This window comes from Streptomyces sp. B15, from assembly GCF_018070605.1.
Taxonomy (GTDB): domain Bacteria; phylum Actinomycetota; class Actinomycetes; order Streptomycetales; family Streptomycetaceae; genus Streptomyces; species Streptomyces smyrnaeus.
The window spans coordinates 39548-64351 of record NZ_JAGPXJ010000003.1 but is presented as its reverse complement, the minus strand read 5'-3'; the positions used below and the strand labels follow the sequence as shown (position 1 = coordinate 64351).

The window sequence follows — 24804 nt, the reverse complement described above, 5'->3', positions numbered from 1 at the left end:
CGACCCAGAACAGGAGGCGACGCCGCTTTGAGTACGGGCCACGGAGCACACTCCGCACCCGCACCATCCCCAGCCGACGACAACGAACCGCAGGACCAGGGCGCCGGGCCCCGCGCGACCACCACCGCGAAGCCCTCGATGTTCAGCTCCCTGAGGATCCGCAACTACCGCCTCTTCGCGATGGGCCAGGTCGTCTCCAACACCGGCACCTGGATGCAGCGCATCGCCCAGGACTGGCTGGTGCACAGCCTCACCGGCTCCTCCACCGCCGTCGGCATCACCACGGCCCTCCAGTTCCTCCCCATGCTGCTGTTCGGGCTCTACGGCGGCGTCATCGCCGACCGCTGCTCCAAGCGCAAGCTGCTCTTCGTCACCCAGTCGACCATGGGTGTCATCGGCCTGGTGCTCGCGGCGCTCACCCTGAGCGGAAACGTGCAGGTCGCGCACGTCTACGCGCTCGCCTTCGCCCTCGGCCTGGCCACCGTCGTCGACAACCCGACCCGGCAGACCTTCGTCTCCGAGATGGTTGGCCCCGGCCAGATACGCAACGCCGTCTCGCTCAACTCCGCGAACTTCCAGAGTGCCCGGCTGGTCGGCCCGGCCGTCGCCGGCGTGCTGATCTCCGCGGTCGGCGGCGGCTGGGCGTTCCTGATCAACGGCCTGTCCTTCGGCGCGCCCCTCATCGGCCTGCTGCTGATGCGCACCTCCGAACTGCACACCAGCAAGCGGGTGGAGCGGGGCAAGGGCCAGCTGCGCGAGGGACTGCGCTATGTGCGCGAACACCCCGAACTGCTGTGGCCGATCGTGCTGGTCGGCTTCATCGGCACCTTCGGCTTCAACTTCCCCATCTGGCTCACGGCGTTCACCAGTGACGTCTTCCACGCGGGCGCCGGCACCTACGGCACCCTCAACTTCCTGATGGCCGTCGGTTCCGTGGCCGGGGCACTGCTGGCGGCACGCCGCGGCCAGTCGCGGATGCGGCTGATGGTCGGCGCCGCGCTGGTCTTCGGCGTACTGGAGATCTTCGCCGCCCTCTCGCCCTCGTACTGGCTGTTCGCCGCGCTCATGGCGCCGATCGGGCTGGCGGGCCTGACGTTCAACGTCACGGCGAACTCCAGCGTCCAGCTGGCCTCCGACCCGGCGATGCGGGGCCGGGTGATGAGCCTGTTCATGATGGTCTTCGTCGGCGGCACCCCCATCGGCGGGCCCATCATGGGCTGGATCACCGATTCCTTCGGACCCCGCGTCGGCTTCCTCGCCGGGGGCCTCATCTCGGCGGTCGCGGCGGTGGGCGTCGCCCTGGTGCTCGCCCGTATCGCGGGCCTGCGCCCGGCGGTGAGCCTCCGTAGGGGCCAGCCGCCCGTTCGTTTCGTCCGCCGCGCGGAGGTTTCGGAGGCCGCGTAGCTGGTGGTGCGGCGCCAGTGGTGCCGCATCACCCATGGCAGGCTGCGCACGCATGAGACTGTTCACAGCACTGTGGCCTCCACAGGAGGCGGTACAGGAACTGTCCCGCGCCGTCGATGCCCTCGAGGAGCTGCCCGGCGCGGAAGCGCTCCGCTGGACCCGGCCGGAGGCCTGGCACTTCACGCTGAGCTTCTACGGAGAGGTGACCGAGGACCAGGCGGAAGACCTCCGAGCGCGGCTGGCCCGGGCGGCGCGGCGGGCGCCGGGCCCCCTCCCGATGCGCCTCCACGGCGCCGGCCGCTTCGGCGACCGCACGCTGTGGGTGGGGCTCCAGCAGGAGGAACCCCACCGTCAGGCCCTCAAGAAGCTGGCGGCGGCCACCACGGCGGCGGGCCGCCGCGCCGGTCTGCTCCCCGACGACAAGCACCCGTCGTTCCATCCGCATCTGACGCTGGCCCGGGCCAAGGGGCGGCGGACGAGCGACCTGCGCCCGTACGCCGAGCAGCTGGAGTCCTTCCAGGGAACCCCGTGGAGTGCCCGGGAGCTGCTGCTGGTCCGCAGTGTGCCGCCGCGCAGCGGCGTACCGGGGGAGCAGCCCCGGTACGAGCCGCTGGAGCGCTGGCCCCTGGGCCCGTGACGGAGCGGTTCCGGGTCCCGGCTACCGTTGTCGGCGTGAACGCCAAGACCAGAATGCGCATTGTGACCGGTGTGCTGGTGGTGCTCTTCCTCGTGGTCGTCCTGGCCTCGGCCCTCGGCGGCAGCTGACCGGGGGCCGGGCGCCGGCCGGCGCCTACCAGGCGAAGGCCTCGGGCGACGGCCCGGGGCCGGGGAAGATCTCCTCCAGCGAGGCGAGCAGCTCGTCGCCGAGCTTCAGCTCGACGGCGCGCAGCGCGGAGTCGAGCTGGCCGGCCGTCCGGGGGCCGACGATGGGCCCGGTCACGCCCGGCCGGGACAGCAGCCAGGCGAGGGCGACCTCGCCGGGCTCCAGGCCGCGCTCGGCGACGAGGTTCTCGTACGCCTCAATCTGCCCGCGCACCGTCGCGTCCTCCAGCGCGGTGGCCGCGCGCCCGGAGGTCGTACGGCCGCCGCCGCCCTCCCGGACCTTGCGCAGCGCGCCGCCCAGCAGTCCGCCGTGCAGCGGGGACCAGGGGATGACCCCGAGCCCGTAGGCCTCGGCCGCCGGGACGACCTCCATCTCGGCGCGCCGCTCGGCCAGGTTGTAGAGGCACTGCTCGCTCACCAGCCCGAGCGAGCCACGGCGTGCGGCGGTCTCGTTGGCCTGGGCGATGTGCCAGCCGGCGTGGTTGCTGGAGCCGACGTAGAGCACCTTGCCCTGCTGGACGAGGACGTCCATGGCCTGCCAGATCTCGTCCCAGGGCGTGGCCCGGTCGACGTGGTGGAACTGGTACAGGTCGATGTGGTCGGTGCCCAGTCGGCGCAGGCTGGCCTCCACGGAGCGGCGGATGTTGAGCGCGGAGAGCTTGTCGTGGTTGGGCCAGGGCGTCTCACCGTCGGGGGCCATGTTGGCGTAGCCCTTGGTGGCCAGGACGGTCTTGTCGCGCCGCCCGTCGCCCTTGGCGAACCAGCTGCCGATGATCTCCTCGGTACGGCCCTTGTTGACGCCCCAGCCGTAGGCGTTGGCGGTGTCGAAGAAGTTGACGCCTGCCGCCAGTGCGGCATCCATGATCGCGTGGCTGTCGGCCTCGTCCGTCTGCGGGCCGAAGTTCATCGTTCCGAGGACGAGCCTGCTGACCTTCAGTCCTGTACGTCCGAGCTGCGTGTACTCCATGCCGCCACGCTAGGCGGCTGGAGTGCACTCGAAGCAAGGGGCTGCGCCCCGCCCGCCCCGCTGGAGGAGGGGGTGCGCCTTGCTGCGCGTCGCAGGGTGCGGGCTTGTCGTGGCTTGGGGGCGCCTCCCGGCCGGAGGCTGGGGGAGCAGTTCCCCGCGCCCCTTACGGGGCCCGGCGCCCAGTACGGAAGACCCCCTCGACGGCCGCGAGATACGCGGCCTCCGCGCTCCTGCGCGCGAGCTCGGCGTCGACGGGCCTGCGGGTCATCAGCAGCCGGTAGTAGAAGGGGGCGCCCAGCGCGGCGATGACCTCTTCACCGTCCGTGTCGGCGGCGACCTCCCCGCGCTCGGCGGCCCGCTCCACCATGACGGCGACTCGCCGGATGCGGTCTCCGAAGACGTTGTGCAGCACCTCGGCCGCGCCCGGCTCGCGCGCGGCGGCCGTGACGATGGCCTCGACGAGGCGCTGGTTGCGCGGCGGGGTGTAGAAGTCGGCGATGGAGCGGGCGAGCGCGTGCAGGTCCTGGCGCAGGCTGCCGGTGTCGGGCACCGGGATGGTCTCGCCGTGCTGACTGAGTATGTCGCTGATCACACCTTCGACGGTCCGCCAGCGGCGCCGGATGGTCGCGGCGTGCACTCCGGAGCGCCGGGCGATCAGGTCGATGGTGAGCGAGGCGAAGTCGCGGCGGTCCAACTCCTCCCAGGCTGCGGCCAGTACGGCGGCACGGGTGCGCGCGGTGCGTCCGCCTGGGCGGGTCGATCCGTGCGGACGGGCGGGTTCGGCCGGTCGATCCGATCCGTGCGGTTGTGGAGCAGTCATGGGGTCCGCATTGCGTCGAGGCTCAGGTTCCGATTACTGTTCCCGCACTTAGTGCGCGCTCGCGCGCATTAGTCGGGGGATGCCGCGAGCGCCCCTCAGCGCGGTTCTGAACCGCCGCGCCGGGGGTGTTCGCGGCACAAGGCGCCAGTCTGGTGCAGCGACAGCTCCGGTGCCGCCCGCCGCTGCGGCAGGCGCGGGGTTCCGACGCGAAAGATACGCCACCTGGCTGGTTTTTGCCGATCTTGACGATACCTGCGCAGTTGGCAGCTCTTGCCGGACTTGACGCCCTTGCCGCACTCGGCGGTACTCATGACGCTTGGCAGCAGGTGGCAGCACTTGCCCGCACCCGGTCGCGCTTGCCCCGCAAGGCAGGTCAGAGTGCCAGTGCGCTCCGGCGGTACGGCCCGCCCACGCCCCACGCCTGATGCAGGGCGTCGGCGAAGGCGGCGGCCATCCGGTGCTCGCCCTCGGCCGAGGGATGGGTGCCGTCGTAGGTGTCCCGCTCCGGCGACCAGTCGTGCGGTACCGAGGCCAGCAGCAGCGGCGAACGCGGCTGGGACAGCTCGGCCACCGCCTTGGCCAGCAGGGTGTTGAACCGCGCGCACGCGTCGGCGAACGCCGGGTCGGTCACCGCGCGGATGTTGGGCATGACGGGCAGCAGCACCGCACGCAGCGTCGGGTTGCCGGCCCGCGCCTCCGTCAGGAAGAGCTCCACGTTCCCGAGCGTCTGCTCGGGGTCGGTGTAGAAGCCGAGGTCTATCAGCCCCAGCGAGACCAGCAGCGTGTCCGCCCGGTACGACGCGACCGTCTCGCGGACGAGTGGCGCCATGTGCAGCCACCCCGCGCCCCAACCCGCCAGGTGCGCCCGCGCGTGGTGGGGGAAGAGCGGGTCGGCGTAGGCGTGGCTGCCCTCGTGCAGGGCGGTGCGGGGGCCGACGATCTGCCAGTCCTCGTCGTCCGGAACGGTACGGCACAGGTGCTGCCACATCCGGTAGCGCCAGGTGTGATCTCCCCCGGCCCGGGGCCCGGAGCTCCCCCCACCAGCCGCTCCGATCGTCATGGAGTCGCCGACGAAGAGAACGCGCATCCGCACATCCTCGGGTATCCCGCGTTGAGCTGCACCGTGATGCTGGACACTGGAGCCTATGTCTGTGCGTACGCGTGGAGTCGGGGTCGGGGTCGGGGCGGTTGCCGTGGTGCTGGGAGCGATGACGGCTGCCCCGCCCGCCGCCGTCGCCGAGGACGGTCCGGAGGGCTTCACCATCCGCGACTCCCGGATCACCGAGTCCAGCGGACTGGCCGCCTCCCGCGCTCACAAGGGCGTCTACTGGACGCACAACGACTCCGACGACGGCCCGTACGTGTACGCCGTCGACAGCCGCACCGGAAAGACCGTCAGCCGTGTGACGCTGAGCGGTATCGAGCCGCGGGACGTCGAAGGGATCTCCGTCGGCCCGGACGGCAACGTCTACGTCGGCGACATCGGCGACAACCTGGACGGCTCCTGGCCCGAGGTGTGGATCTACCGCTTCCCCGAACCGAAGCAGCTGCGCGGCGACGTCACCGTGACCCCCACCCGCTACACCGTCCGCTACGCCGACGGCCCGCGGAACGCCGAGTCGCTGATGGTGCACCCCAGGACCGGCCGGGTCTACATCGCCAGCAAGAGCTCACAGGGGAAGGGCGGCCTGTACGCGGGTCCCCGGAAGTTGGAGCCGGGCGGCGTCAACACCTTCTCGCGCGTCGCAAAGGTGGACTTCGAGGCGACCGACGGCGCGTTCTCGCCGGACGGCACCCGACTGGTGCTGCGGGCCTACTTCGGCGCGACGGCCTACACCTGGCAGGACGGCGAACCGGAGAAGATCGGCTCCGTCCCCGTACCGCTCCAGCGGCAGGGCGAGTCGGTCACGTTCGCCCCCGACGGGCGGACGCTGATGTACGGCTCCGAGGGGTCCGGCAGCGGTGTGGAGCCGACCCGGCTGAAGGGCGAGGCGGTGCCCGACTCCGGGCGCGACAACGGCTCGGGCTCCTCGGACTCCAAGTCCTCCGACGACGGCGCCGGCGACAGCTCGTCCGAGGACGACAACCGGAACCTCACCCTGGGCGCCGGCACGTTCATCGCCGCCCTGGTCGTCTGGTTCGGTCTGCGCCGGCTGTTCGCGCGCCGCCGGGACTGAGCCGCCGTCGGAGCGCCGACGGGCCGCCGGCACCTCCCCTCCGTCCGGGCCCAGCTGTGCGCCTGCGTATCACGGTGATCGGTAGGCGGCCCGGATCGTCTCCTTGCCGTCGCGCCGGGAGTCGTCGCTGACGGCCGGCGCGGTGCCCTCCGTGGCGCTCAGCTCCTGGGTTCCCACGACGGACAGCAGCTCCAGTTGCTCGGCTCCCCGGCTTCCGGGCGGCGCGGTGAACCACAGCAGCCGCTGGCGTCCGTCCTCGCTCAGGAGGTTGAAGCAGTCGAGTTCGATGACGCCGAGCAGCGGGTGGACGATCCTCTTGCGGTCCATGCGGCGCACCGCGACGTCGTGGGTGTCCCAGAGCGTCGCGAACTCCTGGCTGCGGCGGCGCAGTACGGCGACCGTCTTCGTGACCTCCTCGTCCCGGCCGCGCCGGGCGGCCGCTGCCTGGAGGTCGGCCACGAACACCCGGGAGTGCTGCGGGTGGTCCTCGGGCGGGTAGATCTCGCGGGCCTGCGGGTCGGTGAACCAGCGGTACACGAAGCTCGCCGCCGGGCCGCGGTGTGCCGGGGACCTGCCCAGCAGGGTCAGGGCCAGATGGTTTTCGACCAGGGTCTCGTGCAGGTCGGTGATGACGCGCGCGGGAGTGTTGGACAGCCGGTCCAGCAGTCCGAGGAGCGCGGGCTGCACATGGGCCGACGGCCCGCGTGCTGACGGCGGGATCGGCCGTTCGGCCAGGTGGAACAGGTGGTCGCGCTCGTCGCCGTTCAGCCGCAGGGCCCGGGCGAGGGCGGCCAGGGTCTGGGACGAGGGCTGTACGCCGTTCTTCGCGCCGCCGCGTTCCAACTCGGTGTAGTAGTCGGCCGACAGCCCGGCCAGCTGGGCGACTTCCTCGCGGCGCAGCCCGGGGACCCGCCGGCGCGGGCCCGAGGGGAGACCGACATCGGCGGGGCGGATGCGGTCGCGGCGTGTCCTGAGGAAGGCACCGAGTTGTGGAAGGTTCACCCCTCCATCGTCGCTCGCGCGCCGGGGCGTAGCCAGGGGGTGGCAACCCCTGGGTGGACGCAGCCCTGGCTAGGGGCGGGGAACCGGCCGACCGTTGGGGACGCAGCAGGGCGACGGCGAGGCCGCGGCCCGACCCGCAACCACCACAGGAGTCAGCAATGCCCCACACGTCCCCCGACCGGAGGGCTGCCCCGGCCCAGCCCTCCGCCTCACCCCGGGTCGCGGTCGTCACCGGCGGCTCGCGCGGCATCGGTCGCCGGACCGTCGGCCGGCTGGCCGCCGACGGGTACGCCGTCGTGGTCGGCTACGGCGGCAACCGGAAGGAGGCCGAAGCCGCCGTCGAGGAGGCCGTCGCCGACGGTGGCCGGGCCCTCGCCGTGCGCGCGGACGTCGCCGACGAACACGCGGTCGCGACCCTGTTCGACGCGGCCGAGGTGGAGTTCGGCGGCCTCGATGTCGTCGTGCACGCGGCGGGGCGGCTGCATCTGGCGCCGATCGCCGAGCTGGACCTGGCGGTCCTGGACGATCTGTACCGCACCAACATTCGCGGCACGTTCGCCATCGTCCAGCAGGCCGCTCGTCGGGTGCGCCCCGGGGGTGCGATCGTGACGTTCTCCTCGTCGGTGGTGGGGCTGGCCTTCCCGGGCTACGGCGCGTACTCCGCCGGCAAGGGCGCGGTCGAGGCGCTGACGCTGATCCTGGCCAGGGAGTTGCGGGGCCGGGACGTCACCGCCAACTCCGTCGCGCCCGGCCCCACGGCCACCGACCTGTTCCTGGACGGCAAGGACGAGGAGACCATCGGCCGGCTGGCCGCCCAGCCCCCGCTGGAGCGACTCGGTACCCCGGCCGACATCGCCGAGGTCGTGGCGTTCCTCGCCTCCCCGGCCGGCCACTGGATCAACGGACAGGTCCTGCGCGCCAACGGCGGAATCATCTGAACCCGCCCGCAGTCGCCCCACCCACGAACATCCACCGAGCAAAGGAAGAACAGTCATGCCCTTCGCGAACTTCAAGGTCCCTGAGAAGACCCTCACCCCGAAGCAGAAGGAGGAGATCGTCGCCCGCACCACCGAGTTGTACGTCGAGATCTACGGCGAGCGCGCCCGCGGCAACACCATGGTCCTGGTCGAAGAGGTCGCCGACGGCGGCTGGGGCGTCTCCGGCAACGTGCTGACCCTCGCCATGCTCGGTGAGGCGGCACCGGCCGACGCCGGGGACGCCTGAGCGCACCGGCCGTCGCCCGGCCGGTGCGGCACCGTGCGGCCGAGAGCCACCGCCGCTCGCGCCCGGCGGTGGAGCGCCCGTGGCGCGGCCCCCGTCAGGGCGACGGACGACGCTCGTCCAGCAGGCGTTGGAGGCCGTCCAGGAGGGCGCGGACGGCGAAGCGGGTGCTCTCGGCGGGTTCGGCGGCGAAGGCGTCGTCGGGGAGGCCGGCCAGGCGGGCGAGGCCGCCCTCTTCCATGCCGCGCACGATGTAGGGCTCCTGGGTGCGCCAGAACTCCTCGTCACTGACGCCCGATTGCTGGGCCGCCTGCTGGTACAGGACGACGGTGCGGGCGGCGCCCATGACGAGGTTGTCGAGGGCGATGAGGATGGTCATCTTCTCCTGGCCGGTGAAGGGGAGGTCCTCCAGCGCTCCCAGGGCGAAGTCGAGGTTGGCCATGGAGTTGGGGCCCAGGACCGGGCGGGCCTGGTTGACCTGGAGCAGCCAGGTGTGGGTGGTGTAGAGCTCCCACGACGCCTCGGTGATCAGTTCCAGCGTCTCGCGCCAGCTCTTGCCGTGCCATTGCTCCAGGTCGCCCGGCGGCGGGGCGACCTGGTCGCACATCAGGGCGATGAGCTCGTCCTTGCCCGGTACGTAGCGGTACAGGGACATGGTGCCGACGCCCAGTTCGGTGGCGACGCGGCGCATGGACAGGGCGGCCAGGCCCTCGCGGTCGGCGAGGTCGACGGCGGCGGCCACGATCTGCGCGAGGGTCAGCCCGGGTTTGGGTCCGCGCGCGGGGCGGTGCCGCCCCGTGCGGCCCCACAGCAGGTCGAGGCTGCGGACGAGGCGGGTGAGGCCTTCGCCGCCGTGGTCCGCCGGGTCCGTGCTCGGGTGCTTGGTCGTCATGGTCGGGCCATCGTAGGAAATCCCCTTGCGAACATCTGCGTAGGCTGTACGCTTTTCGATCTGGGTACATCGTACCCAGATTCGAGGAGGGGATGTATGTCCGCACCACCACCGGACCAGTGCTCCGTCGTCGCCGAGGGGCTCCGCAAGACGTACGGCGACAAACACGCGCTCGACGGCCTCGACCTGGCCGTGCCGCGCGGCACCGTCTTCGGGCTGCTGGGACCGAACGGGGCCGGCAAGACCACCGCCGTACGCGCCCTGTCCACCCTCGTCCGGCTCGACGGCGGCCGCGCCACCGTCGGCGGATGCGACGTGCGCCGCGACCCACGCGCCGTGCGCCGCAGGATCGGTCTCACCGGTCAGCACGCCGCCGTGGACGAGATCATCACGGCGCGGCAGAACCTGGAGATGTTCGGCCGCCTCTTCCATCTCGGTGCGGCCCACGCCCGGCGCAGGGCGGCCGAACTGCTCGACCAGTTCGGCCTCACCGAAGCGGCGGACAAGCAGCCGCAGGGCTTCAGCGGCGGTATGCGCCGCCGTCTCGACCTGGCCTCCAGCATGATCCTCGCCCCGGAGGTGCTCTTCCTGGACGAGCCGACCACCGGGCTCGACCCGCGCGGGCGCAGCGAGGTGTGGGACGCGGTGCGCGGACTGACCCAGCAGGGCACCACCGTCGTCCTGACGACCCACTATCTGGACGAAGCCGACAAGCTCTCCGACCGGATCGCCGTCATCGATCAGGGCCGCAACGTCACCGAGGACACCCCGGCCGGGCTCAAGCGGGCCATCGGTGGCGACCGTATCGAGGTCGTCGCCGCCGAGGCCCGTGATCTGCCCGTCGTGACCGCCGCCGTCGCCCGCGTCGCGATGCAAGGTGCCGAGCCGGAGACCGACGCCGCCGAACTGCGCGTCCACGCGCCCGTCTCGGCGGGGGTTCCCGCGCTCACCGAGGTGGCGCGCGGACTGCAGGACCAGGGCGTGATGGTGGCCGACATCGGCCTGCGCCGCCCCACGCTGGACGAGGTCTTCCTCGCCCTGACCGGCAGCCGCACGCAGCCGCCCGCAGCCGCGCAGGACATGGACCGTACGGAGCACGCGGAGGTCACCGCATGAACGCCGTGGAGACCGTGCGGAGCACGGACCCGGAGCAGCAGAACGCCGGGCAGCGCTTGTACTGGGCGGTGGCCGACTGCTGGACGATCGTCCGCCGCGACCTGACCCACCTTGTGAAGCAGCCGTCCATCATCGCCTGGCAGCTCGGCTTCCCCATCGTGTCCGTGCTGCTGTTCGTCTATGTCTTCGGCAGTGCGATGGATGTCGGCGAGGGGGTGGATTACAAGGACTACGCCATGCCGGGGATGTTCGCCATGACCATGGCGTTCGGCTTCATGAACACGGCGATGGCCGTCGTCGTGGACAAGGAGCGCGGTGTCACCGACCGCTTCCGCTCCATGCCGATGGCGCCCTCCGCCGTGGTGACCGGGCGGGGGGTCTCCGACGTACTGCACGCGGCGCTCGACCTGGCCGTGATGGCGGTGATCGCGCTGGTCATCGGCTGGCGTTCGGACGGCAGCCTGCTCAGTACGCTCTGGGCGTTCGCACTGCTGCTCCTGCTGCGCTTCTCACTCATCTGGATCGGTGTGCTGCTCGGCCTGCTCGCCAAGAACCAGGAGTCGGCGGGCAACCTGTTCGCGGTCGCCTTCCCCTTCGGCATGGTCTCCAGCGTCTTCACCCCGCCCTCGGTGATGCCGGACTGGCTGGGCACGGTCGCCATGTGGAACCCCGTCTCGGCCACCGCGAACGCCATCCGCGAGCTGTACGGCAACCCGCTGCCCACCGGGGGCAGCTGGATCGAGGAGCACTCGGAGCTGATGGCGGTGGTGTGGCCGCTGGTGCTGACGGCCGTCTTCCTGCCGCTGGCCGTGCGCAAGTTCCAGAACCTCAGCAAGTGACGGCTGCGCCGCTCATTCGCCGACCAGCCTCAGCTCGTAGTGGACCGGCCGGTCGAACATCAACCGGTAGCCGAGCGGTACCAGAAAGCCCTGGGTCAGCGGGTGTCTGCGGGCCAGTCGCGCGGCGGCGTGCCGCGCCTCGCGGTCCCGCAGCTCCCGCACCCGCGCCTTCATCGGCGCCCCCGCGGGGGTGCCGGAGAGGGTGGCGGCGGTGATCTCCACTTCCGGATAGCGCTCGATGTGCTCCCGCTGTTTTGCGCGCGTATGTGTGCGCACGTACGCGCGGTCGCCCTCCACGGCGATCCGCGCGCCGTGCCCCACGGGAGTGCCTTCCCGCTCGTACGTCGTCAGCCGCACGCGCCGCTCCCGGGCGAACAGCTCAAGGCCGGTGGTGGGGGTGCTCATGCGGCTGGCTGTACCCGGCGCGGGGCGGGGCACAAACGCATGCGAACCCGGCAGGGGGGCTGCGCTTGCCCACCCTGCTCCCCCAGCCTCCGGCCGGGAGGTGCCCCAAAGCCACGACGCGCCCGCAGCCCGCGGACGTCGGGCAGGGGCACCCCCTTCCCGGAGCGGCCGGCCTCAGAGGTGCTCGATCACCCAGTCGATGCAGCCCGTCAGCGCCTCGACGTCCGCCGGCTCGACGGCCGGGAACATGGCGACCCGCAGCTGGTTGCGGCCCAGCTTGCGGTACGGCTCGGTGTCCACGACACCGTTGGCCCGCAGCACCTTGGCCACGGCGGCGGCGTCCACCCCGTCGGCGAAGTCGATCGTGCCCACGACCTGCGAGCGCTGCTCCGGGTCGGCGACGAACGGCGACGCGTAGGACGCCTTCTCCGCCCAGCCGTAAAGCCTCCCGGAGGAGTCCGCGGTCCGGGAGACGGCCCACTCCAGCCCGCCCTGCCCGTTGATCCACTCCAGCTGGTCGTTGAGCAGGAAGAGCGTGGCCAGCGCCGGGGTGTTGTACGTCTGGTTCTTGCGCGAGTTGTCGATCGCCGTCTGCAGGTCGAAGAAGGCCGGGATGTGGCGGTCCGAGGCGGCGATCCGCTCCGCGCGCTCGACGGCGGCGGGGGAGAAGACCGCGATCCACAGCCCGCCGTCGGCGGCGAACGACTTCTGCGGGGCGAAGTAGTAGACGTCCGTCTCGGTGATGTCGACCGGCAGCCCGCCGGCGCCTGAGGTGGCGTCCACCAGGACGAGCGCGCCGTCGTCGGCGCCCGGCACGCGCCGCAGCGGCATGGCGACACCGGTCGAGGTCTCGTTGTGGGTCAGCGCGTAGACGTCGATGCCCTGCTCGCCGCGCGCCTCGGGGTGGGTGCCCGGGTCGCTCTTGATGATGCTGGGGTCGCCGAGCCACGGCGCCTGCCCCGCGGCCTTGGCGAACTTGGAGGAGAACTCGCCGAAGGACAGATGCTGGGACCTGCCCTCGATCAGGCCGTGGGTCGCCACGTCCCAGAACGCGGTGGAGCCGCCGTTGCCGAGTACGACCTCGTACCCCTCGGGCAGCGAGAAGAGGCTCCGTACGCCCTCGCGCACCTTTCCGACCAGGTTTTTGACGGGCGCCTGCCGGTGGGAGGTGCCCATGAGAGAGGTACCGGTCGCAGCCAGGGCGCTGAGCGCCTCCGGACGCACCTTGCTGGGGCCCGAGCCGAAGCGACCGTCGGCGGGCTTGAGGTCAGCGGGAATCTGGAGATCAGCCACGGGGTCAGCCTAGTGCCGCCGTCCAGAGCGCCCCCGGAGCCGTCCAGCGCCTGAGACGAACGGTGGACACGCGGCTGTCGGTCCCGGTCCATAAGCTGGCCGTATGACAGCAGGTCACAGACGCGGTCACGGGCCCGGTCACCGCCCCGGCCCGGATGACGTACGGCGCCTCGCGCTCGCCCTCCCCGAGACCAAGGAGGTGGAGGCGTGGGCCATGCCCACCTTCCGGGTCGCGGGAAAGATGTTCCTCACCATGCCGGACGACCAGTCCTCGTTCGCGGTGCGCTGCCCGCGCCTGGAACGCGGAGAGCTGATCGCCGCCGAGCCGGAGAAGTTCTGGGTGCCGCCGCACGAGGCGGGCTCCAACTGGGTGCGGGCGCGGCTGGCGGCGCTGGAGGACATGACGGAGCTGCGGGACATCGTCGTCGACTCCTGGCAGCAGGCCGCCCCGCCCCGGCTGCTGGAGACGTTCGCGGCGCCCGATCCGTACGCGGAGTGAGCCGGGAGCGAGGGGCGCGGTCTCCGGCTGTTCAATGGCCAGGGTGGACAGCTCGGTGGGCCGTTGAGTCCAGATCGGCGGGCTGACAAAAATCCGTCTATCCGCAGGTAGGGCGCTTACGGATGGCCGATCGGCAGCGTGACGCGGACCACAGACACGAAAGATCTCGCAAGGGCAGCGGACGGCCCGGGTGAGCGTGCACCCTGTGCGCATGGGAGACGCACGTAGGGCAGACGCACGGGAGCTGGAGCGGGCACTGCGGGCCGCCGTGCCCGGTGGCGAGGTGGAGTTCGGGGCCCAGGACAGAGCGCTGATGACGATGGACGCCTCCAACTACCGGCGGGTTCCGCTGGGCGTGGTGGCGCCGAAGGACGACGACGATGTGGCGGCCGTGCTGGCCGTCTGCCGTGAGCGGGGTGTCCCCGTGGTGGCGCGGGGGGCCGGGACCTCCATCGCGGGACAGGCCACCGGGCTCGGTGTCGTCCTGGACTTCACCCGGCACCAGCGCACCATCGAGTATCTGGACCCGGACAGCCGTACCGCGGTCGTACGTCCCGGCGTCATCCTGGACGATCTGCGCAACGCCGCCGGTGCCTTCGGGCTCACGTTCGGGCCCGACCCCTCCACCCACGCCCGCTGCACCCTCGGCGGGATGATCGGCAACAACTCCTGCGGTTCCCACTCGGTCGCCTGGGGCACCACCGCCGACAATGTGCACGAGCTGGAGGTCCTCACCTACGGCGGCGAGCGGGCGCGCCTGGCACGGGGCGGCTCCGGGGTGCCCGAGCGGCTGCGCAGCGGCGTCTCCTCCCTCGTCCAGGGCGAACTGGCCCGGCTGCGCACGGGATTCCCCGAGCTGCCCCGGCGCATCTCCGGATACGCGCTGGATGAGCTTCTTCCCGAGAAGGGCGAGGACTGGGCGCGCGCCTTCACCGGCAGCGAGGGCACCCTGGGCGTGCTGACCCGCGCCACCGTCAAGCTGGTGCCCACCCCGGGCGCCCGGGTGCTGGCCGTACTCGGCTACGCGGACGAGTCCACGGCGGCCGAGGCGGCGGCGGGGCTGCTCCCGTACCGTCCGCTCACCGTCGAGGGCATGGCCAACGACCTGGTGGGCGACGCCGCACGCGCCTCCCTGCCCAAGGGCGGCGCCTGGCTGTTCGTGGAGGTCGGCGGCGACGACGCGGCGCAGGCCAGGGCCAACGCCGAACAGCTGTGCCGCGCCGCCCGCGAGGGCACCACCGACCATGCGCTGGTCACCGAACCGGCCGGGCAGCGCGCCCTGTGGCGGGTCCGCGAGGACGCCTCCGGCACGGCCACCCGCATGCCCGACGGCGCGGAGGCGTGGCCCGGCTGGGAGGACTGCGCCGTGCCACCGGCCCGGCTCGGCGCCTATCTGCGCGACTTCCGCAAGCTGCTGCGCGAGTACGGGCTGCGCGGGCTCCCGTACGGGCACTTCGGGGACGGCTGCATCCACGTACGGATCGACTTCGACCTGCTGGGCGAGGCGGGCATCGCCAAGTTCCGGGACTTCTCCACGGCGCTGGCCGATGTCGTCGTCGCCCATGGCGGCTCCCTCTCCGGCGAGCACGGTGACGGGCTGGCCCGCGCCGAGCTGCTGACCCGGATGTACGGCGAGGAGATGGTCGGCCTCTTCGGCCGGTTCAAGGACCTGTGGGACCCGGCCGACGGCCTCAACCCCGGCGTCCTGGTGCGGCCCGATCCGCTGGACGCCAACCTGCGCTTCGCCCCGCTGCCGCGCAAGCCGGTCGATGTGGAGTTCGGCTACCCGCACGACGGTGGCGACTTCTCCGCCGCCGTACGCCGCTGTGTGGGCGTCGCCAAGTGCCGCAACGAGACGGCCGGGGCGAGCGTCATGTGCCCGTCCTTCCGCGCCACCGGCGAGGAGAAGCACTCCACGCGCGGACGCGCCCGGCTGCTGCACGAGATGCTCGCCGGCGAGGTCGTCACCGACGGCTGGCAGTCCGAGGAGGTGCACGACGCGCTCGATCTGTGCCTGTCGTGCAAGGGCTGCCGCAGCGACTGCCCGGTCGGTGTCGACATGGCCACCTACAAGGCCGAGTTCATGCACCACTACTACGAGGGGGACGCCGAGAGCGGCACTCCGGGCAAGCGCCGCCCGATGGCGCACTACTCGATGGGCTGGCTCCCCCGGTGGCTGCGGCTGGCCGCCGCCACCCGTACGGTGCCGCTGCTGAACGCGGGTGCCAAGGTGCCCCCGCTGGCCGCGCTCGCCAAGCGGCTGGGCGGGCTGGCCCCCGAACGGGACATCCCGGCGCTGCCCCGCACCCCCTTCACCCACTGGTGGCGGAAGCAGCCCGGCCGCGCCGGGGCGGAGGGCAAGCCGGTGGTCCTGTGGCCGGACACCTTCACCAACTACCTCTCTCCGGAGGCCGGGACGGCGGCGGTGCAGGTCTTCCAGGACGCGGGCCTGCGTCCCGTCGTACCGCCGAAGCAGGTGTGCTGCGGCCTCACCTATGTCTCCACGGGCCAGCTCGACCGCGCCCGTTCGGTGATGCGGCGCACGCTCGATGTGATGGAACCGGCCCTCGACGCGGGCCTGCCCGTCGCGGTGCTGGAACCGCCGTGCGCCGCGGCCCTGCAGACCGACGTCCCGGAGCTGCTGAGCGACGACCCGCGTGCGAAGCGGCTCGCCGAGGCCGTCCGCACCTTCGCACAGACCCTGGAGGAGCAGGCCCCCGACTGGCAACCGCCCCGCATCGACCGCCCGGTCGCCGGGCAGACCCACTGCCACCAGCACGCCGTCATCGGGGACGCCGCCGAGCGCCGGCTGCGGGACCGCGCCGGACTCACCGGAGACCTCAGCGGCGGCTGCTGCGGGCTGGCCGGCAACTTCGGCTTCGAGAAGGGCCACTACGAGGTCTCCGCCGCCTGCGCCGAGGACCAGCTGTTGCCGGCCCTGCGGGAGGCGGAGCCGGGCACCGAGCTGCTGGCCGACGGCTACTCGTGCCGTACCCAGATGGATCAGCTGGGCGGCTACCGGAGCCGGCATCTGGCGGAGGTGCTGGCGGAGGGCCTGGACCCGCGCAGGTGAGGGACCCGGCGGGCCGGGCGGCAGGTGCGGCAGGCGCACCCGTGCTTCCCGGTCCCGCCGGACCCCGTGCGCTTACACGTTCAGTACGAAGTCGAAGGAGCCGGCCTGTCCGCCTCCTTCCGGCCGTACGTTCATCAGCAGCCGTGCGTCGAAGATCGGGTCGGTTCGGTTGCGCGGCTCACCCGGGAAGTACAGCTGGGTGGTGACCACGCGGCTGTAGGGCGCCTGCACCTTGACGTGCAGATGCCGGGTGCGGCCCGGGTACAGCCCCGGCCGCAGGGTGGCCAGCCGGAAGGCGCCCTGCGCGTCGGTGTACTGGTGGCCGCGGAACCGGTACCCCGCGTTGTCGTAGGCGCCGTCGGGGTCGGCCTGCCACCAGTCCAGCAGTACGTGTGCCAGCGGTGTGCAGTCCCGTCCGAAGACGAAACCGCTGACGGCCAGCGGCGTGCCCCAGGTGCCGGGCGGCACGATGGAGTCGCGTTGGGGCGAGTTGGGCTTGAAGTAGGGCCCCTCGGTCTGCGGAGGTGTCGGGTCGTCGCCGTCGTCGCAGGAGGGCGTCAACGCCGGCCGCTCCCCGCTCCCGCGCCGGTCGCGGGCGAGCGCCGGGGCCGCGCCGCTCGCACCCGCGCCCAGCAGGACCGCGGCGGGTCCGGCGGCCATCGCGGCGCGCAGCACGCTCTTCCGGCTCGGGCCGTGGCGCCGCCGCGCGGTGGGCTGTTCGTCGTCCGTTGCAGCCATCTGTCTGTGCCTCGCTCTCCAAAGGTGGGGGAAGTGCGGGGACGGACGCGTCCGGCCCTGGTCGGCCGAGTGGAGATGACGCTACGGGCCGGACGAGGGGGCGTCGATGGACGGACCTACCGGACCGTGGTGCTTTCGTCACCGTCCGGCAGTTCGTGCGCCTCCCGCCGGAACTCCCCGGGGCTGGCGCCGGTCTCGCGCCGGAAGAAGCGGCAGAAGTAGGCCGGGTCGGCGAACCCCACCTCCCTCGCCACCTGCCGCACCGTCATACCGGTGCCGTCCAGCAGCCGCTTGGCCTCCAGCACCTGTGCGTGCCGGATCAGTTGTCCGGGCGTACATCCGGTGGCCGCGCGGACGGCGGCGGTCAGATGGCCGGTGGAGACGCCGAGTTCACCGGCGCACGCCGAGACGGTGCGCGCGGCGGCGGCACCCGGACGCTCCAGGAGGCGGACGAACTGCCCGGCCACGGCGGCGGGACGGGAGCCGGCGGCCTCCGCGTCCGGTGTGCCGTCGGGGTGTTCCTGGGCCGGGAGGCGGTCAGCGTGCACGAGCAGGATGTGCACATAGGCCTGCAGCACCGAGCGCATCCCGCGCTGCGCCTCGCCGTACTCGGTCCGCATGGCGGACAGCAGTCCGTCGACGCGGGCCGCTGCGGGGCCGGACAGCGGAAGCGAGGGGTGCGTGCTCAACCGGCGCAGCAGCTCCCGGTCCTCCGGGTGGGCGAGCAGGAACGCCTCGTCGAAGAGGACCACGCAGCCGTGTACCTGCTGGCGCTGCTGCCAGTGGTGGGACTGGCCCGGTGCGATGAAGCACAGGTGCGGTGGCCGCAGCGGCCAGCGCCGTAGGTCGATCACATGGGTGCCGCTGCCGCGGGTGACGTAGGCGATCTCATAGAAGGTGTGCCGGTGGGGGTAGGCGGCGCGGGAGAGGGGCCCGATCGTGTCGAACGTCCCGATGGCGAAGGGGAGTCGGCGGGGCGCCGGCACGTCCAGGCGGTGCAGCGGCATGGTGCGGGGCCCCTGCCGGGAGCTGTGTCTCGTCTCCACGCGCCGCTCCTCTCCCGTGGGTGTCGCCCGAGTCCCGTGGGCGTCCGCCCGAGGAGCTACCCGGGGCGGCGGACCGGGCACCGGGAAAAAGGTCATGCAAGCACGCTTGCTTGTTTTTACCCGGGCTGCCACTCTCGGTGCGACGGACGGCGGTCCGCGACGGACGGCGGGCGGGGCCTGGTGGGCGCGCACCGGCCCGCCGACGCCGCGACACAGGGGAGGGGCGGACGGTGGCCGTATCGCAGGGCGTGCTCGGCGAGTTGCTGGCGGAGCTGCGGGCCGAGAGCGCGGAGGTGGAGCGGCTGGTCGTCGCTCTTCCGCCTGCCGCCTGGGCCGCGCCCACACCCGCGGCCGGATGGACCGTCGCACACCAGATCGCCCACCTGGCGTGGACGGACGAGCGGGCGCTGCTCGCCGCGACCGACGCGGAGGCCTTCCGCCGCGAGACCGAGGCGTATGCGGCCCGGCCCGAAGCGGCCGACTTCGTCGACGACGGCGCCGAGTCGGGCGCCCGGCTGCCGCACGGCGAGTTGCTGAAGCGCTGGCGGACGGGGCGCGAGGCGCTGCAGGGAGCGCTCACCGGGCTCACCCCGGGTGTGCGGCTGCCCTGGTACGGCACGTCGATGAGCGCGGCGAGCATGGCGACGGCGCGGCTCATGGAGACCTGGGCGCACGGGACGGACGTCGCCGACGCCCTCGGCCTCGTACGGGAGCCGACGGCTCGGCTGCGGCACATAGTCCGCCTCGGCGTCCGCGCCCGTGACTTCGCGTATCTGGTGCACGGACTGGAGCCGCCCGCCGAAGCCTTCCGGGTGGAGACGACGGGCCCCGGCGGCGAACTGTGGGCCCACGGCCCCGAGGAGGCGGCCCAGCGGGTGACCGGGGGCGCTGTCGACTTCTGCCGGCTGGTCACCCAGCGGGTGCACCGGGACGACACCGACCTGCGCGCCGAAGGGGCCGAGGCCGAGCGCTGGCTGAGCATCGCACAGGCCTTCGCGGGCCCGCCCGGGACGGGGCGGGCGCCGTCCCGCGGCCGTCAACCCGAGGTGTCCCCGGGCCGGATGCTGCGCGAGGGGGAGGCGTGAGCGTGTCCGACCCCGCCATGGGCCGCCCCCGCGCACCCCTGCGGGTCGGGAACGCCTCCGGCTTCTACGGCGACCGCTTCGACGCGCTCACCGAGATGCTGACCGGCGGCCCGCTCGACGTCCTCACCGGCGACTACCTCGCCGAACTGACCATGCTCATCCTCGGCCGCGACCGGCTGAAGGACCCCGGCCGCGGCTGGGCCAAGACCTTTCTGCGGCAGCTGGAGGACGGCCTCGGGCTGGCACATGAGCGCGGCGTCACCCTCGTCACCAACGCGGGCGGCCTCAACCCGGCCGCTCTCGCCGACGCCGTGCGGGAGTTGAGCGAGCGCGTCGGAGTCCCCGCGCGGGTCGCCCATGTGGAGGGCGACGACCTGCTCGAACGCGGGGGTTGGGGCGAGGGCGTACTGACCGCCAACGCGTATCTGGGCGGCGCCGGGATCGCCGCCTGCCTGCGCGCCGGCGCCGATGTCGTGGTCACCGGGCGGGTGGCCGACGCCGCGCTGGTCAGCGGCTGCGCCGCCGCGCACTTCGGCTGGGCGGACGACGACCGGGACCGGCTCGCCGGTGCCGTCGTCGCCGGGCACGTGCTGGAGTGCGGGACGCAGGCGACGGGCGGCAACTACGCCTTCTTCGTCCGTGACGGCATCGATGTGCGCCACCCAGGGTTCCCCCTCGCCGAGATCGCGGCGGACGGCTCGTCGGTGGTGACCAAGCACCCGGGGACCGGCGGCGCGGTGACCGTGGGCACCGTCACGGCGCAGCTCCTCTACGAGACCGCCGGGCCGCGCTACCCGGGCCCCGATGTCACCGCCCGCCTGGACACCGTGCGGCTCGCACAGGAGGGCCCCGACCGGGTCCGGATCGAGGGGGCCCGCGGAGAGCCCCGTCCCGGCACCCTCAAAGTGGGGCTCACCCGGCTCGGCGGCTTCCGCAACGAGGTCACCTTCGTGCTGACCGGCCTCGACGTGGAGGCCAAGGCGGCCCTTGTACGGGAGCAGATGGAGGCCGCCTTCGCACGGGCCGGGACGCGGCGTCCGCGAGAGGTGAGCTGGAATCTGGCCCGTACGGGCCGGCCGGACGCCGATGTGCAGGAGGAAGCCGGCGCGCTGCTGCGGCTGGTGGTGCGCGACGCGGACGAGAACGTCGTCGGCCGCGCCGTCTCCGCGCCCGCCGTCGAACTGGCCCTCGCGAGCTACCCGGGATTCCATGTGACGGCGCCACCCGCACGACCGGCGCCCTACGGGGTGTTCGAGGCGGCGTACGTACCCGCCGAGGGGGTGCCGCATGTCGCGGTGCTGCCGGACGGCACCCGGGCCGATGTCTCCTTCCCCGCCTCCGCGCCCACCACGGCCCCGGTGGACGCCACACCGGCCCCGGTGGACAGCACACCGCGGGCCGGGCCGGGGTCCGGCCCCGGTCCGCACCTCGTCCCGTCGCCCACCCGGCGCGCCCCGCTCGGCCTCGTCGCGGGGGCCCGCAGCGGGGACAAGGGCGCAAGCGCCAACATCGGCGTATGGGCCCGCGACGCGGACCCGGAGATCCACGACTGGCTCCGCGCCACCCTCACCGTCGCCAGGCTGCGCCAACTCCTCCCCGAGACCGCCGAACTGGAGATCACCCGGCACGAACTCCCCAACCTCGCGGCCCTCAACTTCGTCGTCGACGGCATCCTCGGCGAAGGCGTGGCGTCGCAGCACCGGTTCGACCCGCAGGCCAAGGCGCTCGGCGAATGGCTGCGCTCGCGCCACCTCGACATACCGGAGGTGTTCCTCCCATGAGCGCCCTCAACAGCTCCCTCGATGTGGCGGCCCCCGAGTACGCGGACAACCGCGCCGCGATGCTCGGCAAGCTCGAAGAGCTGGACGCCGAGCAGGCCAAGGCCGTCGCGGGCGGCGGCGAGAAGTATCTGGCGCGGCACCGCTCACGCGGCAAGCTGCCGGCCCGCGAGCGGATCGAACTGCTCCTCGATCCGGACACCCCGTTCCTGGAGCTGTCCCCGCTCGCCGCGTGGGGCAGCGACTACACCACCGGGGCCTCGCTGGTGGCCGGTATCGGTGTCATCGAGGGCGTCGAGTGTCTGATCACCGCGAACGACCCCACCGTACGCGGCGGCGCCAGCAACCCATGGACGCTGAAGAAGGCACTGCGGGCCAACGAGATCGCCTACGCCAACCGGCTGCCCTGCGTGAGCCTGGTGGAGAGCGGCGGCGCCGATCTGCCCAGCCAGAAGGAGATCTTCATTCCCGGAGGCGCTCTCTTCCGGGACATCACCAGGCTCTCGGAAGCGGGCATTCCGACCATCGCCGTCGTCTTCGGCAACTCGACGGCCGGCGGTGCCTACATCCCCGGGATGTCGGACCACGTGATCATGGTCAAGGAGCGCGCCAAGGTGTTCCTCGGCGGGCCGCCGCTGGTGAAGATGGCCACCGGCGAGGAGGCCGACGACGAGGAACTGGGCGGCGCCGACATGCATGCCCGCGTCTCGGGGCTCGCCGACCACTACGCGCTGGACGAACCCGACGCACTGCGCCGGGCCCGCCGGGTCGTCGCCCGCCTCAACTGGCGCAAGGCGCACCCGGACCCGATCTGCGAGGTACGGGAGCCGCTGTATGACCCGGAGGAACTTCTCGGCATCGTCCCCGACGATCTGAAGGTGCCGTTCGATCCGCGCGAGGTGATCGCCCGGCTCGTCGACGGCTCCGAGTTCGACGAGTTCAAGCCGCTGTACGGGGCCAGCCTGGTGACCGGGTGGGCGCGACTGCACGGCTACCCCGTCGGCATCCTCGCCAACGCGCAAGGCGTGCTGTTCAGCGAGGAGTCGCAGAAGGCCACCCAGTTCATCCAGCTCGCCAACCAGCGCGACATCCCGCTGCTGTTCCTGCACAACACCACCGGTTACATGGTCGGCAAGGAGTACGAGCAGGGCGGCATCGTCAAGCACGGCTCCATGATGATCAACGCCGTCTCCAACTCCAAGGTCCCGCACCTGTCCGTGCTGTTGGGCGCCAGCTACGGCGCCGGGCACTACGGGATGTGCGGCCGCGCCTACGAGCCGCGGTTCCTGTTCGCCTGGCCCGGCGCCAAGTCGGCCGTCATGGGACCGCAGCAGCTCGCCGGGGTGCTGTCGATGGTGATGCGCGAGTCGGCCGCCGCCAAGGGCAAGCCGTTCGACGAGGAGGCGGACGCCGGGCTGCGGGCCATGGTCGAGCAGCAGATCGAGAGCGAGTCGCTGCCGATGTTCCTGTCCGGGCGGCTCTACGACGACGGCGTCATCGACCCGCGCGACACCCGCACCGTCCTCGGCATCTGCCTGTCCGCCGTCCACACCGCGCCGGTACGCGGGGCCCGCGGTGGCTTCGGCATCTTCCGGATGTGAGCCGCGAACAGCGGGAGAGGGAGCAGCGAATGATCCGTTCCGTACTGGTCGCCAACCGCGGTGAGATCGCCCGGCGCGTCTTTCGCACCTGCCGGGAACTGGGCATCACCACCGTCGCCGTGCACTCCGAGGCGGACGCCGGGCAGCCGCACGCCCACGAGGCCGACGCCGCCGTGCTGCTGCCGGGCAGCACGCCCGCCGACACCTATCTGCGCGGGGACCTCGTGGTGCGGGCCGCGCTGGCGGCGGGTGCCGACGCCGTCCACCCCGGTTACGGCTTCCTCTCCGAGAACGCCGGCTTCGCCCGCGCCGTCCAGGCCGCGGGGCTGACCTGGATCGGGCCGCCGCCGGCCGCCATCGAGGCGATGGCCTCCAAGACCGCCGCCAAGAAGCTGCTGGCCGGGGCCGGGGTGCCGCTGCCCGAGTCGCTGGAGCCGCACCGGGTACGGGAGGCGGACCTGCCCGTGCTGGTCAAGGCGGCGGCCGGCGGCGGCGGACGCGGCATGCGCATCGTGCGCGAGTCGGCGGCGCTGGACGGTGAACTCGCCGCCGCGCGGGCCGAGGCGACAGCCGCCTTCGGCGACGGGGAGGTGTTCGTCGAGCCGTACATCGAACGGGGACGACACGTCGAGGTGCAGGTGCTCGCGGACACCCGGGGTGCGGTCTGGGCGCTCGGCACCCGGGACTGCTCGCTGCAGCGGCGGCACCAGAAGGTCGTCGAGGAGGCACCGGCACCGGGGCTGGACGCGGAGCTGCGGGACACGCTGGAGCGGGCCGCCGTGGCGGCGGCCCGCGCCGTGGACTACGTGGGCGCGGGCACCGTCGAGTTCCTCGTCTCGGCCGAGGGCCGGCCCTTCTTCCTGGAGATGAACACCCGCCTGCAGGTCGAGCACCCGGTCACCGAACTCGTCCACGGCCTGGACCTGGTCGCGCACCAGATCGCCGTCGCCGAAGGCGCCCCGCTGCCGTCCGAGGCACCACCCGCCGCCCAGGGCCACGCCGTGGAGGCCCGCCTCTACGCGGAGGACCCCGCCCGCGGCTGGCAGCCGCAGACCGGGCGGCTGTGGCGGTTCCAGGTGCCGGGGGAGGTACGCGTGGACGCCGGTGTCACGGACGGCTGCGAGATCGGGATGCACTACGACCCGATGCTCGCCAAGGTCGTCGCCTGGGCGCCGACCCGTGCGGGTGCGATCCGGAAGCTGGCCCGCGCACTGGAGTCCGCCACCGTGCACGGGCCGGTCACCAACCGGGACCTGCTGGTTCGCTCGCTGCGCCATCGCGACTTCTGCGACCTCGACGCGGGGTGCTTGGACACCGGGTTCTACGAACGGAACCTGGCGGAGCTGACCGCCCCCGATGCCGCCCCCGACCGGGAGTCCGAGGGCGCTCGGTACGCGCTGGTGGCCGCCGCGCTGGCCGAGGCGGTGCGCGACGAGCCGGGTCAGGGGCGGGCCCCTCGGCCACGGGTCGCCGCCCGGTCGGGCGGCTGGCGCAATGTGCCCTCGGCGCCCGCGAGCCGGCGCTACGTGGCCGGGGACGGCACCGAGCACGAGGTGCGGTACGTCTGGACGCGGGGCGGCGTCGCCCCCGAGCCCGCCGCGTACCCGGGGCTGCGGGCCGTCGACGTGCGGCCCGACGAGGTGGTCCTGGAGGTGGCGGGGGTCCGGCGGCGGTTCCCGGTCGCCGTGTACGGCGACCGCGTCTTCGTCGGCCGGCACGCCTTCACGGCCCAGCCGCGTCTCGCCGAGCCCGAGGCCGCCGCCGCGCCGGGATCGCTGCTCGCCCCGATGCCGGGCACGGTGGTGCGGCTGGGCCAGGGCGTCGCGGAGGGGGCCGTAGTCGTCGCGGGCCAGCCGCTGTTGTGGCTGGAGGCGATGAAGATGGAGCACCGCGTGGTGGCCCCCACCGACGGGAGGGTCACCGCCTTGCACGTCGCAGCCGGACACCAGGTGGAGGTGGGTGCGGTCCTGGCGGTGGTCACCGCCTGAATGCTCCGGGGGCGGCCCCGGCGCACAGCGTGAGCAGG

The 24804-nt window shown here is 72.7% G+C and carries 22 protein-coding genes; 13 read left to right on the top strand and 9 right to left on the bottom strand.

All coding sequences use genetic code 11. The features are described 5' to 3' along the window. Window positions 1–27: 27 nt before the first annotated feature. Both KBY19_RS02825 and thpR read left to right on the top strand, forming a co-directional pair. Entirely contained in the window at window positions 28–1404 is a 1377-nt protein-coding gene (locus KBY19_RS02825) for an MFS transporter (RefSeq protein ID WP_099882172.1), read from the top strand. Window positions 1405–1456: 52 nt separating this feature from the next. Continuing rightward, window positions 1457–2041, top strand: a complete 585-nt coding sequence (thpR, locus tag KBY19_RS02820) for an RNA 2',3'-cyclic phosphodiesterase (protein WP_099882170.1) — start codon at window positions 1457–1459, stop codon at window positions 2039–2041. 153 nt (window positions 2042–2194) lie between these two features. Here thpR and KBY19_RS02815 read toward each other — a convergent pair whose 3' ends face one another. From KBY19_RS02815 to KBY19_RS02805, 3 genes are all read right to left on the bottom strand, one after another. Beyond that, a complete protein-coding gene (locus tag KBY19_RS02815) occupies window positions 2195–3193 on the bottom strand; it encodes an aldo/keto reductase (protein ID WP_099882166.1) in 999 nt (332 codons plus the stop codon). Window positions 3194–3356: 163 nt separating this feature from the next. Beyond that, a complete protein-coding gene (locus KBY19_RS02810) occupies window positions 3357–4013 on the bottom strand; it encodes a TetR/AcrR family transcriptional regulator (protein ID WP_210965071.1) in 657 nt (218 codons plus the stop codon). Window positions 4014–4386: 373 nt separating this feature from the next. Then, complete coding sequence (locus tag KBY19_RS02805; RefSeq protein ID WP_185017335.1) at window positions 4387–5100, bottom strand: GDSL-type esterase/lipase family protein; 714 nt, start codon at window positions 5098–5100, stop codon at window positions 4387–4389. Between the two features lie 121 nt (window positions 5101–5221). Here KBY19_RS02805 and KBY19_RS02800 point away from each other — a divergent pair, with 121 nt between their 5' ends. Then, entirely contained in the window at window positions 5222–6190 is a 969-nt protein-coding gene (locus KBY19_RS02800) for a hypothetical protein (protein ID WP_099886586.1), read from the top strand. A 69-nt stretch (window positions 6191–6259) separates the two neighbouring features. Here the strand turns inward: KBY19_RS02800 and KBY19_RS02795 are convergent, their stop codons facing one another. Next, a complete protein-coding gene (locus KBY19_RS02795; RefSeq protein ID WP_307843425.1) occupies window positions 6260–7192 on the bottom strand; it encodes a helix-turn-helix transcriptional regulator in 933 nt (310 codons plus the stop codon). A gap of 158 nt (window positions 7193–7350) precedes the next feature. Between KBY19_RS02795 and KBY19_RS02790 the strand changes: the two genes are divergently transcribed. Then, complete coding sequence (locus KBY19_RS02790; RefSeq protein ID WP_210965070.1) at window positions 7351–8130, top strand: SDR family oxidoreductase; 780 nt, start codon at window positions 7351–7353, stop codon at window positions 8128–8130. A gap of 55 nt (window positions 8131–8185) precedes the next feature. Continuing rightward, window positions 8186–8416, top strand: coding sequence for a tautomerase family protein (locus KBY19_RS02785; protein WP_099882158.1), 231 nt, complete (start codon window positions 8186–8188; stop codon window positions 8414–8416). Window positions 8417–8510: 94 nt separating this feature from the next. Here the strand turns inward: KBY19_RS02785 and KBY19_RS02780 are convergent, their stop codons facing one another. Beyond that, window positions 8511–9305: a TetR/AcrR family transcriptional regulator gene (locus KBY19_RS02780; protein WP_099882156.1), complete on the bottom strand. Its 795-nt coding sequence runs from the start codon at window positions 9303–9305 to the stop codon at window positions 8511–8513. Window positions 9306–9401: 96 nt separating this feature from the next. On the opposite strand from KBY19_RS02780, the gene KBY19_RS02775 reads away from it, so the two are divergent. Together KBY19_RS02775 and KBY19_RS02770 are read left to right on the top strand one after the other, a co-directional pair. Continuing rightward, window positions 9402–10421, top strand: coding sequence for an ATP-binding cassette domain-containing protein (locus tag KBY19_RS02775; RefSeq protein ID WP_210965069.1), 1020 nt, complete (start codon window positions 9402–9404; stop codon window positions 10419–10421). Next, a complete protein-coding gene (locus KBY19_RS02770; RefSeq protein WP_099882152.1) occupies window positions 10418–11260 on the top strand; it encodes an ABC transporter permease in 843 nt (280 codons plus the stop codon). Before KBY19_RS02775 ends, KBY19_RS02770 begins: the two co-directional genes overlap by 4 nt. A 12-nt stretch (window positions 11261–11272) precedes the next feature. Here the strand turns inward: KBY19_RS02770 and KBY19_RS02765 are convergent, their stop codons facing one another. After that, entirely contained in the window at window positions 11273–11665 is a 393-nt protein-coding gene (locus tag KBY19_RS02765; RefSeq protein ID WP_099882150.1) for a hypothetical protein, read from the bottom strand. 174 nt (window positions 11666–11839) lie between these two features. Then, a complete protein-coding gene (serC, locus tag KBY19_RS02760; protein WP_099882148.1) occupies window positions 11840–12958 on the bottom strand; it encodes a phosphoserine transaminase in 1119 nt (372 codons plus the stop codon). 103 nt (window positions 12959–13061) lie between these two features. On the opposite strand from serC, the gene KBY19_RS02755 reads away from it, so the two are divergent. Together KBY19_RS02755 and KBY19_RS02750 are read left to right on the top strand one after the other, a co-directional pair. Beyond that, window positions 13062–13457 (top strand): MmcQ/YjbR family DNA-binding protein, encoded by a 396-nt coding sequence (locus KBY19_RS02755; RefSeq protein ID WP_099882146.1) that lies wholly within the window; start codon window positions 13062–13064, stop codon window positions 13455–13457. A 211-nt stretch (window positions 13458–13668) separates the two neighbouring features. After that, a complete protein-coding gene (locus KBY19_RS02750; RefSeq protein WP_210965068.1) occupies window positions 13669–16530 on the top strand; it encodes an FAD-binding and (Fe-S)-binding domain-containing protein in 2862 nt (953 codons plus the stop codon). 72 nt (window positions 16531–16602) lie between these two features. Here the strand turns inward: KBY19_RS02750 and KBY19_RS02745 are convergent, their stop codons facing one another. Together KBY19_RS02745 and KBY19_RS02740 are read right to left on the bottom strand one after the other, a co-directional pair. Further along, entirely contained in the window at window positions 16603–17268 is a 666-nt protein-coding gene (locus tag KBY19_RS02745) for a dioxygenase (protein ID WP_099882142.1), read from the bottom strand. A gap of 116 nt (window positions 17269–17384) precedes the next feature. Further along, complete coding sequence (locus tag KBY19_RS02740; RefSeq protein ID WP_307843424.1) at window positions 17385–18314, bottom strand: helix-turn-helix domain-containing protein; 930 nt, start codon at window positions 18312–18314, stop codon at window positions 17385–17387. Between the two features lie 230 nt (window positions 18315–18544). Here KBY19_RS02740 and KBY19_RS02735 point away from each other — a divergent pair, with 230 nt between their 5' ends. The 4 genes from KBY19_RS02735 to KBY19_RS02720 are packed head-to-tail and all read left to right on the top strand — an operon-like array spanning window position 18545 to window position 24766. Further along, window positions 18545–19399, top strand: coding sequence for a TIGR03084 family metal-binding protein (locus KBY19_RS02735; protein WP_210965067.1), 855 nt, complete (start codon window positions 18545–18547; stop codon window positions 19397–19399). Window positions 19400–19416: 17 nt separating this feature from the next. After that, window positions 19417–21180 (top strand): acyclic terpene utilization AtuA family protein, encoded by a 1764-nt coding sequence (locus KBY19_RS02730; protein ID WP_210965111.1) that lies wholly within the window; start codon window positions 19417–19419, stop codon window positions 21178–21180. Then, window positions 21177–22778, top strand: a complete 1602-nt coding sequence (locus tag KBY19_RS02725; protein ID WP_099882136.1) for an acyl-CoA carboxylase subunit beta — start codon at window positions 21177–21179, stop codon at window positions 22776–22778. The genes KBY19_RS02730 and KBY19_RS02725 overlap by 4 nt, the downstream gene beginning before the upstream one ends. Window positions 22779–22807: 29 nt before the next feature. Further along, window positions 22808–24766 carry a biotin carboxylase N-terminal domain-containing protein gene (locus KBY19_RS02720; RefSeq protein WP_210957265.1) on the top strand — a complete coding sequence of 653 codons (1959 nt, stop codon included), beginning with the start codon at window positions 22808–22810 and terminating at the stop codon, window positions 24764–24766. Window positions 24767–24804 lie beyond the last annotated feature (38 nt).

Bases quoted from the DNA above. Each gene is read 5' to 3' on its own strand.
- KBY19_RS02770 (WP_099882152.1), top strand. From the start codon at position 10,418: ATGAACGCCGTGGAGACCGTGCGGAGCACGGACCCGGAGCAGCAGAAC.
- KBY19_RS02800 (WP_099886586.1), top strand. From the start codon at position 5,222: ATGACGGCTGCCCCGCCCGCCGCCGTCGCCGAGGACGGTCCGGAGGGC.
- KBY19_RS02765 (WP_099882150.1), bottom strand. From the start codon at position 11,665: ATGAGCACCCCCACCACCGGCCTTGAGCTGTTCGCCCGGGAGCGGCGC.
- thpR (WP_099882170.1), top strand. From the start codon at position 1,457: ATGAGACTGTTCACAGCACTGTGGCCTCCACAGGAGGCGGTACAGGAA.
- KBY19_RS02730 (WP_210965111.1), top strand. From the start codon at position 19,417: ATGGGCCGCCCCCGCGCACCCCTGCGGGTCGGGAACGCCTCCGGCTTC.
- KBY19_RS02785 (WP_099882158.1), top strand. From the start codon at position 8,186: ATGCCCTTCGCGAACTTCAAGGTCCCTGAGAAGACCCTCACCCCGAAG.
- KBY19_RS02815 (WP_099882166.1), bottom strand. From the start codon at position 3,193: ATGGAGTACACGCAGCTCGGACGTACAGGACTGAAGGTCAGCAGGCTC.
- KBY19_RS02725 (WP_099882136.1), top strand. From the start codon at position 21,177: ATGAGCGCCCTCAACAGCTCCCTCGATGTGGCGGCCCCCGAGTACGCG.
- KBY19_RS02805 (WP_185017335.1), bottom strand. From the start codon at position 5,100: ATGCGCGTTCTCTTCGTCGGCGACTCCATGACGATCGGAGCGGCTGGT.
- KBY19_RS02775 (WP_210965069.1), top strand. From the start codon at position 9,402: ATGTCCGCACCACCACCGGACCAGTGCTCCGTCGTCGCCGAGGGGCTC.
- KBY19_RS02780 (WP_099882156.1), bottom strand. From the start codon at position 9,305: ATGACGACCAAGCACCCGAGCACGGACCCGGCGGACCACGGCGGCGAA.
- KBY19_RS02750 (WP_210965068.1), top strand. From the start codon at position 13,669: ATGGGAGACGCACGTAGGGCAGACGCACGGGAGCTGGAGCGGGCACTG.
- KBY19_RS02810 (WP_210965071.1), bottom strand. From the start codon at position 4,013: ATGACTGCTCCACAACCGCACGGATCGGATCGACCGGCCGAACCCGCC.
- KBY19_RS02790 (WP_210965070.1), top strand. From the start codon at position 7,351: ATGCCCCACACGTCCCCCGACCGGAGGGCTGCCCCGGCCCAGCCCTCC.
- KBY19_RS02745 (WP_099882142.1), bottom strand. From the start codon at position 17,268: ATGGCTGCAACGGACGACGAACAGCCCACCGCGCGGCGGCGCCACGGC.
- KBY19_RS02755 (WP_099882146.1), top strand. From the start codon at position 13,062: ATGACAGCAGGTCACAGACGCGGTCACGGGCCCGGTCACCGCCCCGGC.
- KBY19_RS02720 (WP_210957265.1), top strand. From the start codon at position 22,808: ATGATCCGTTCCGTACTGGTCGCCAACCGCGGTGAGATCGCCCGGCGC.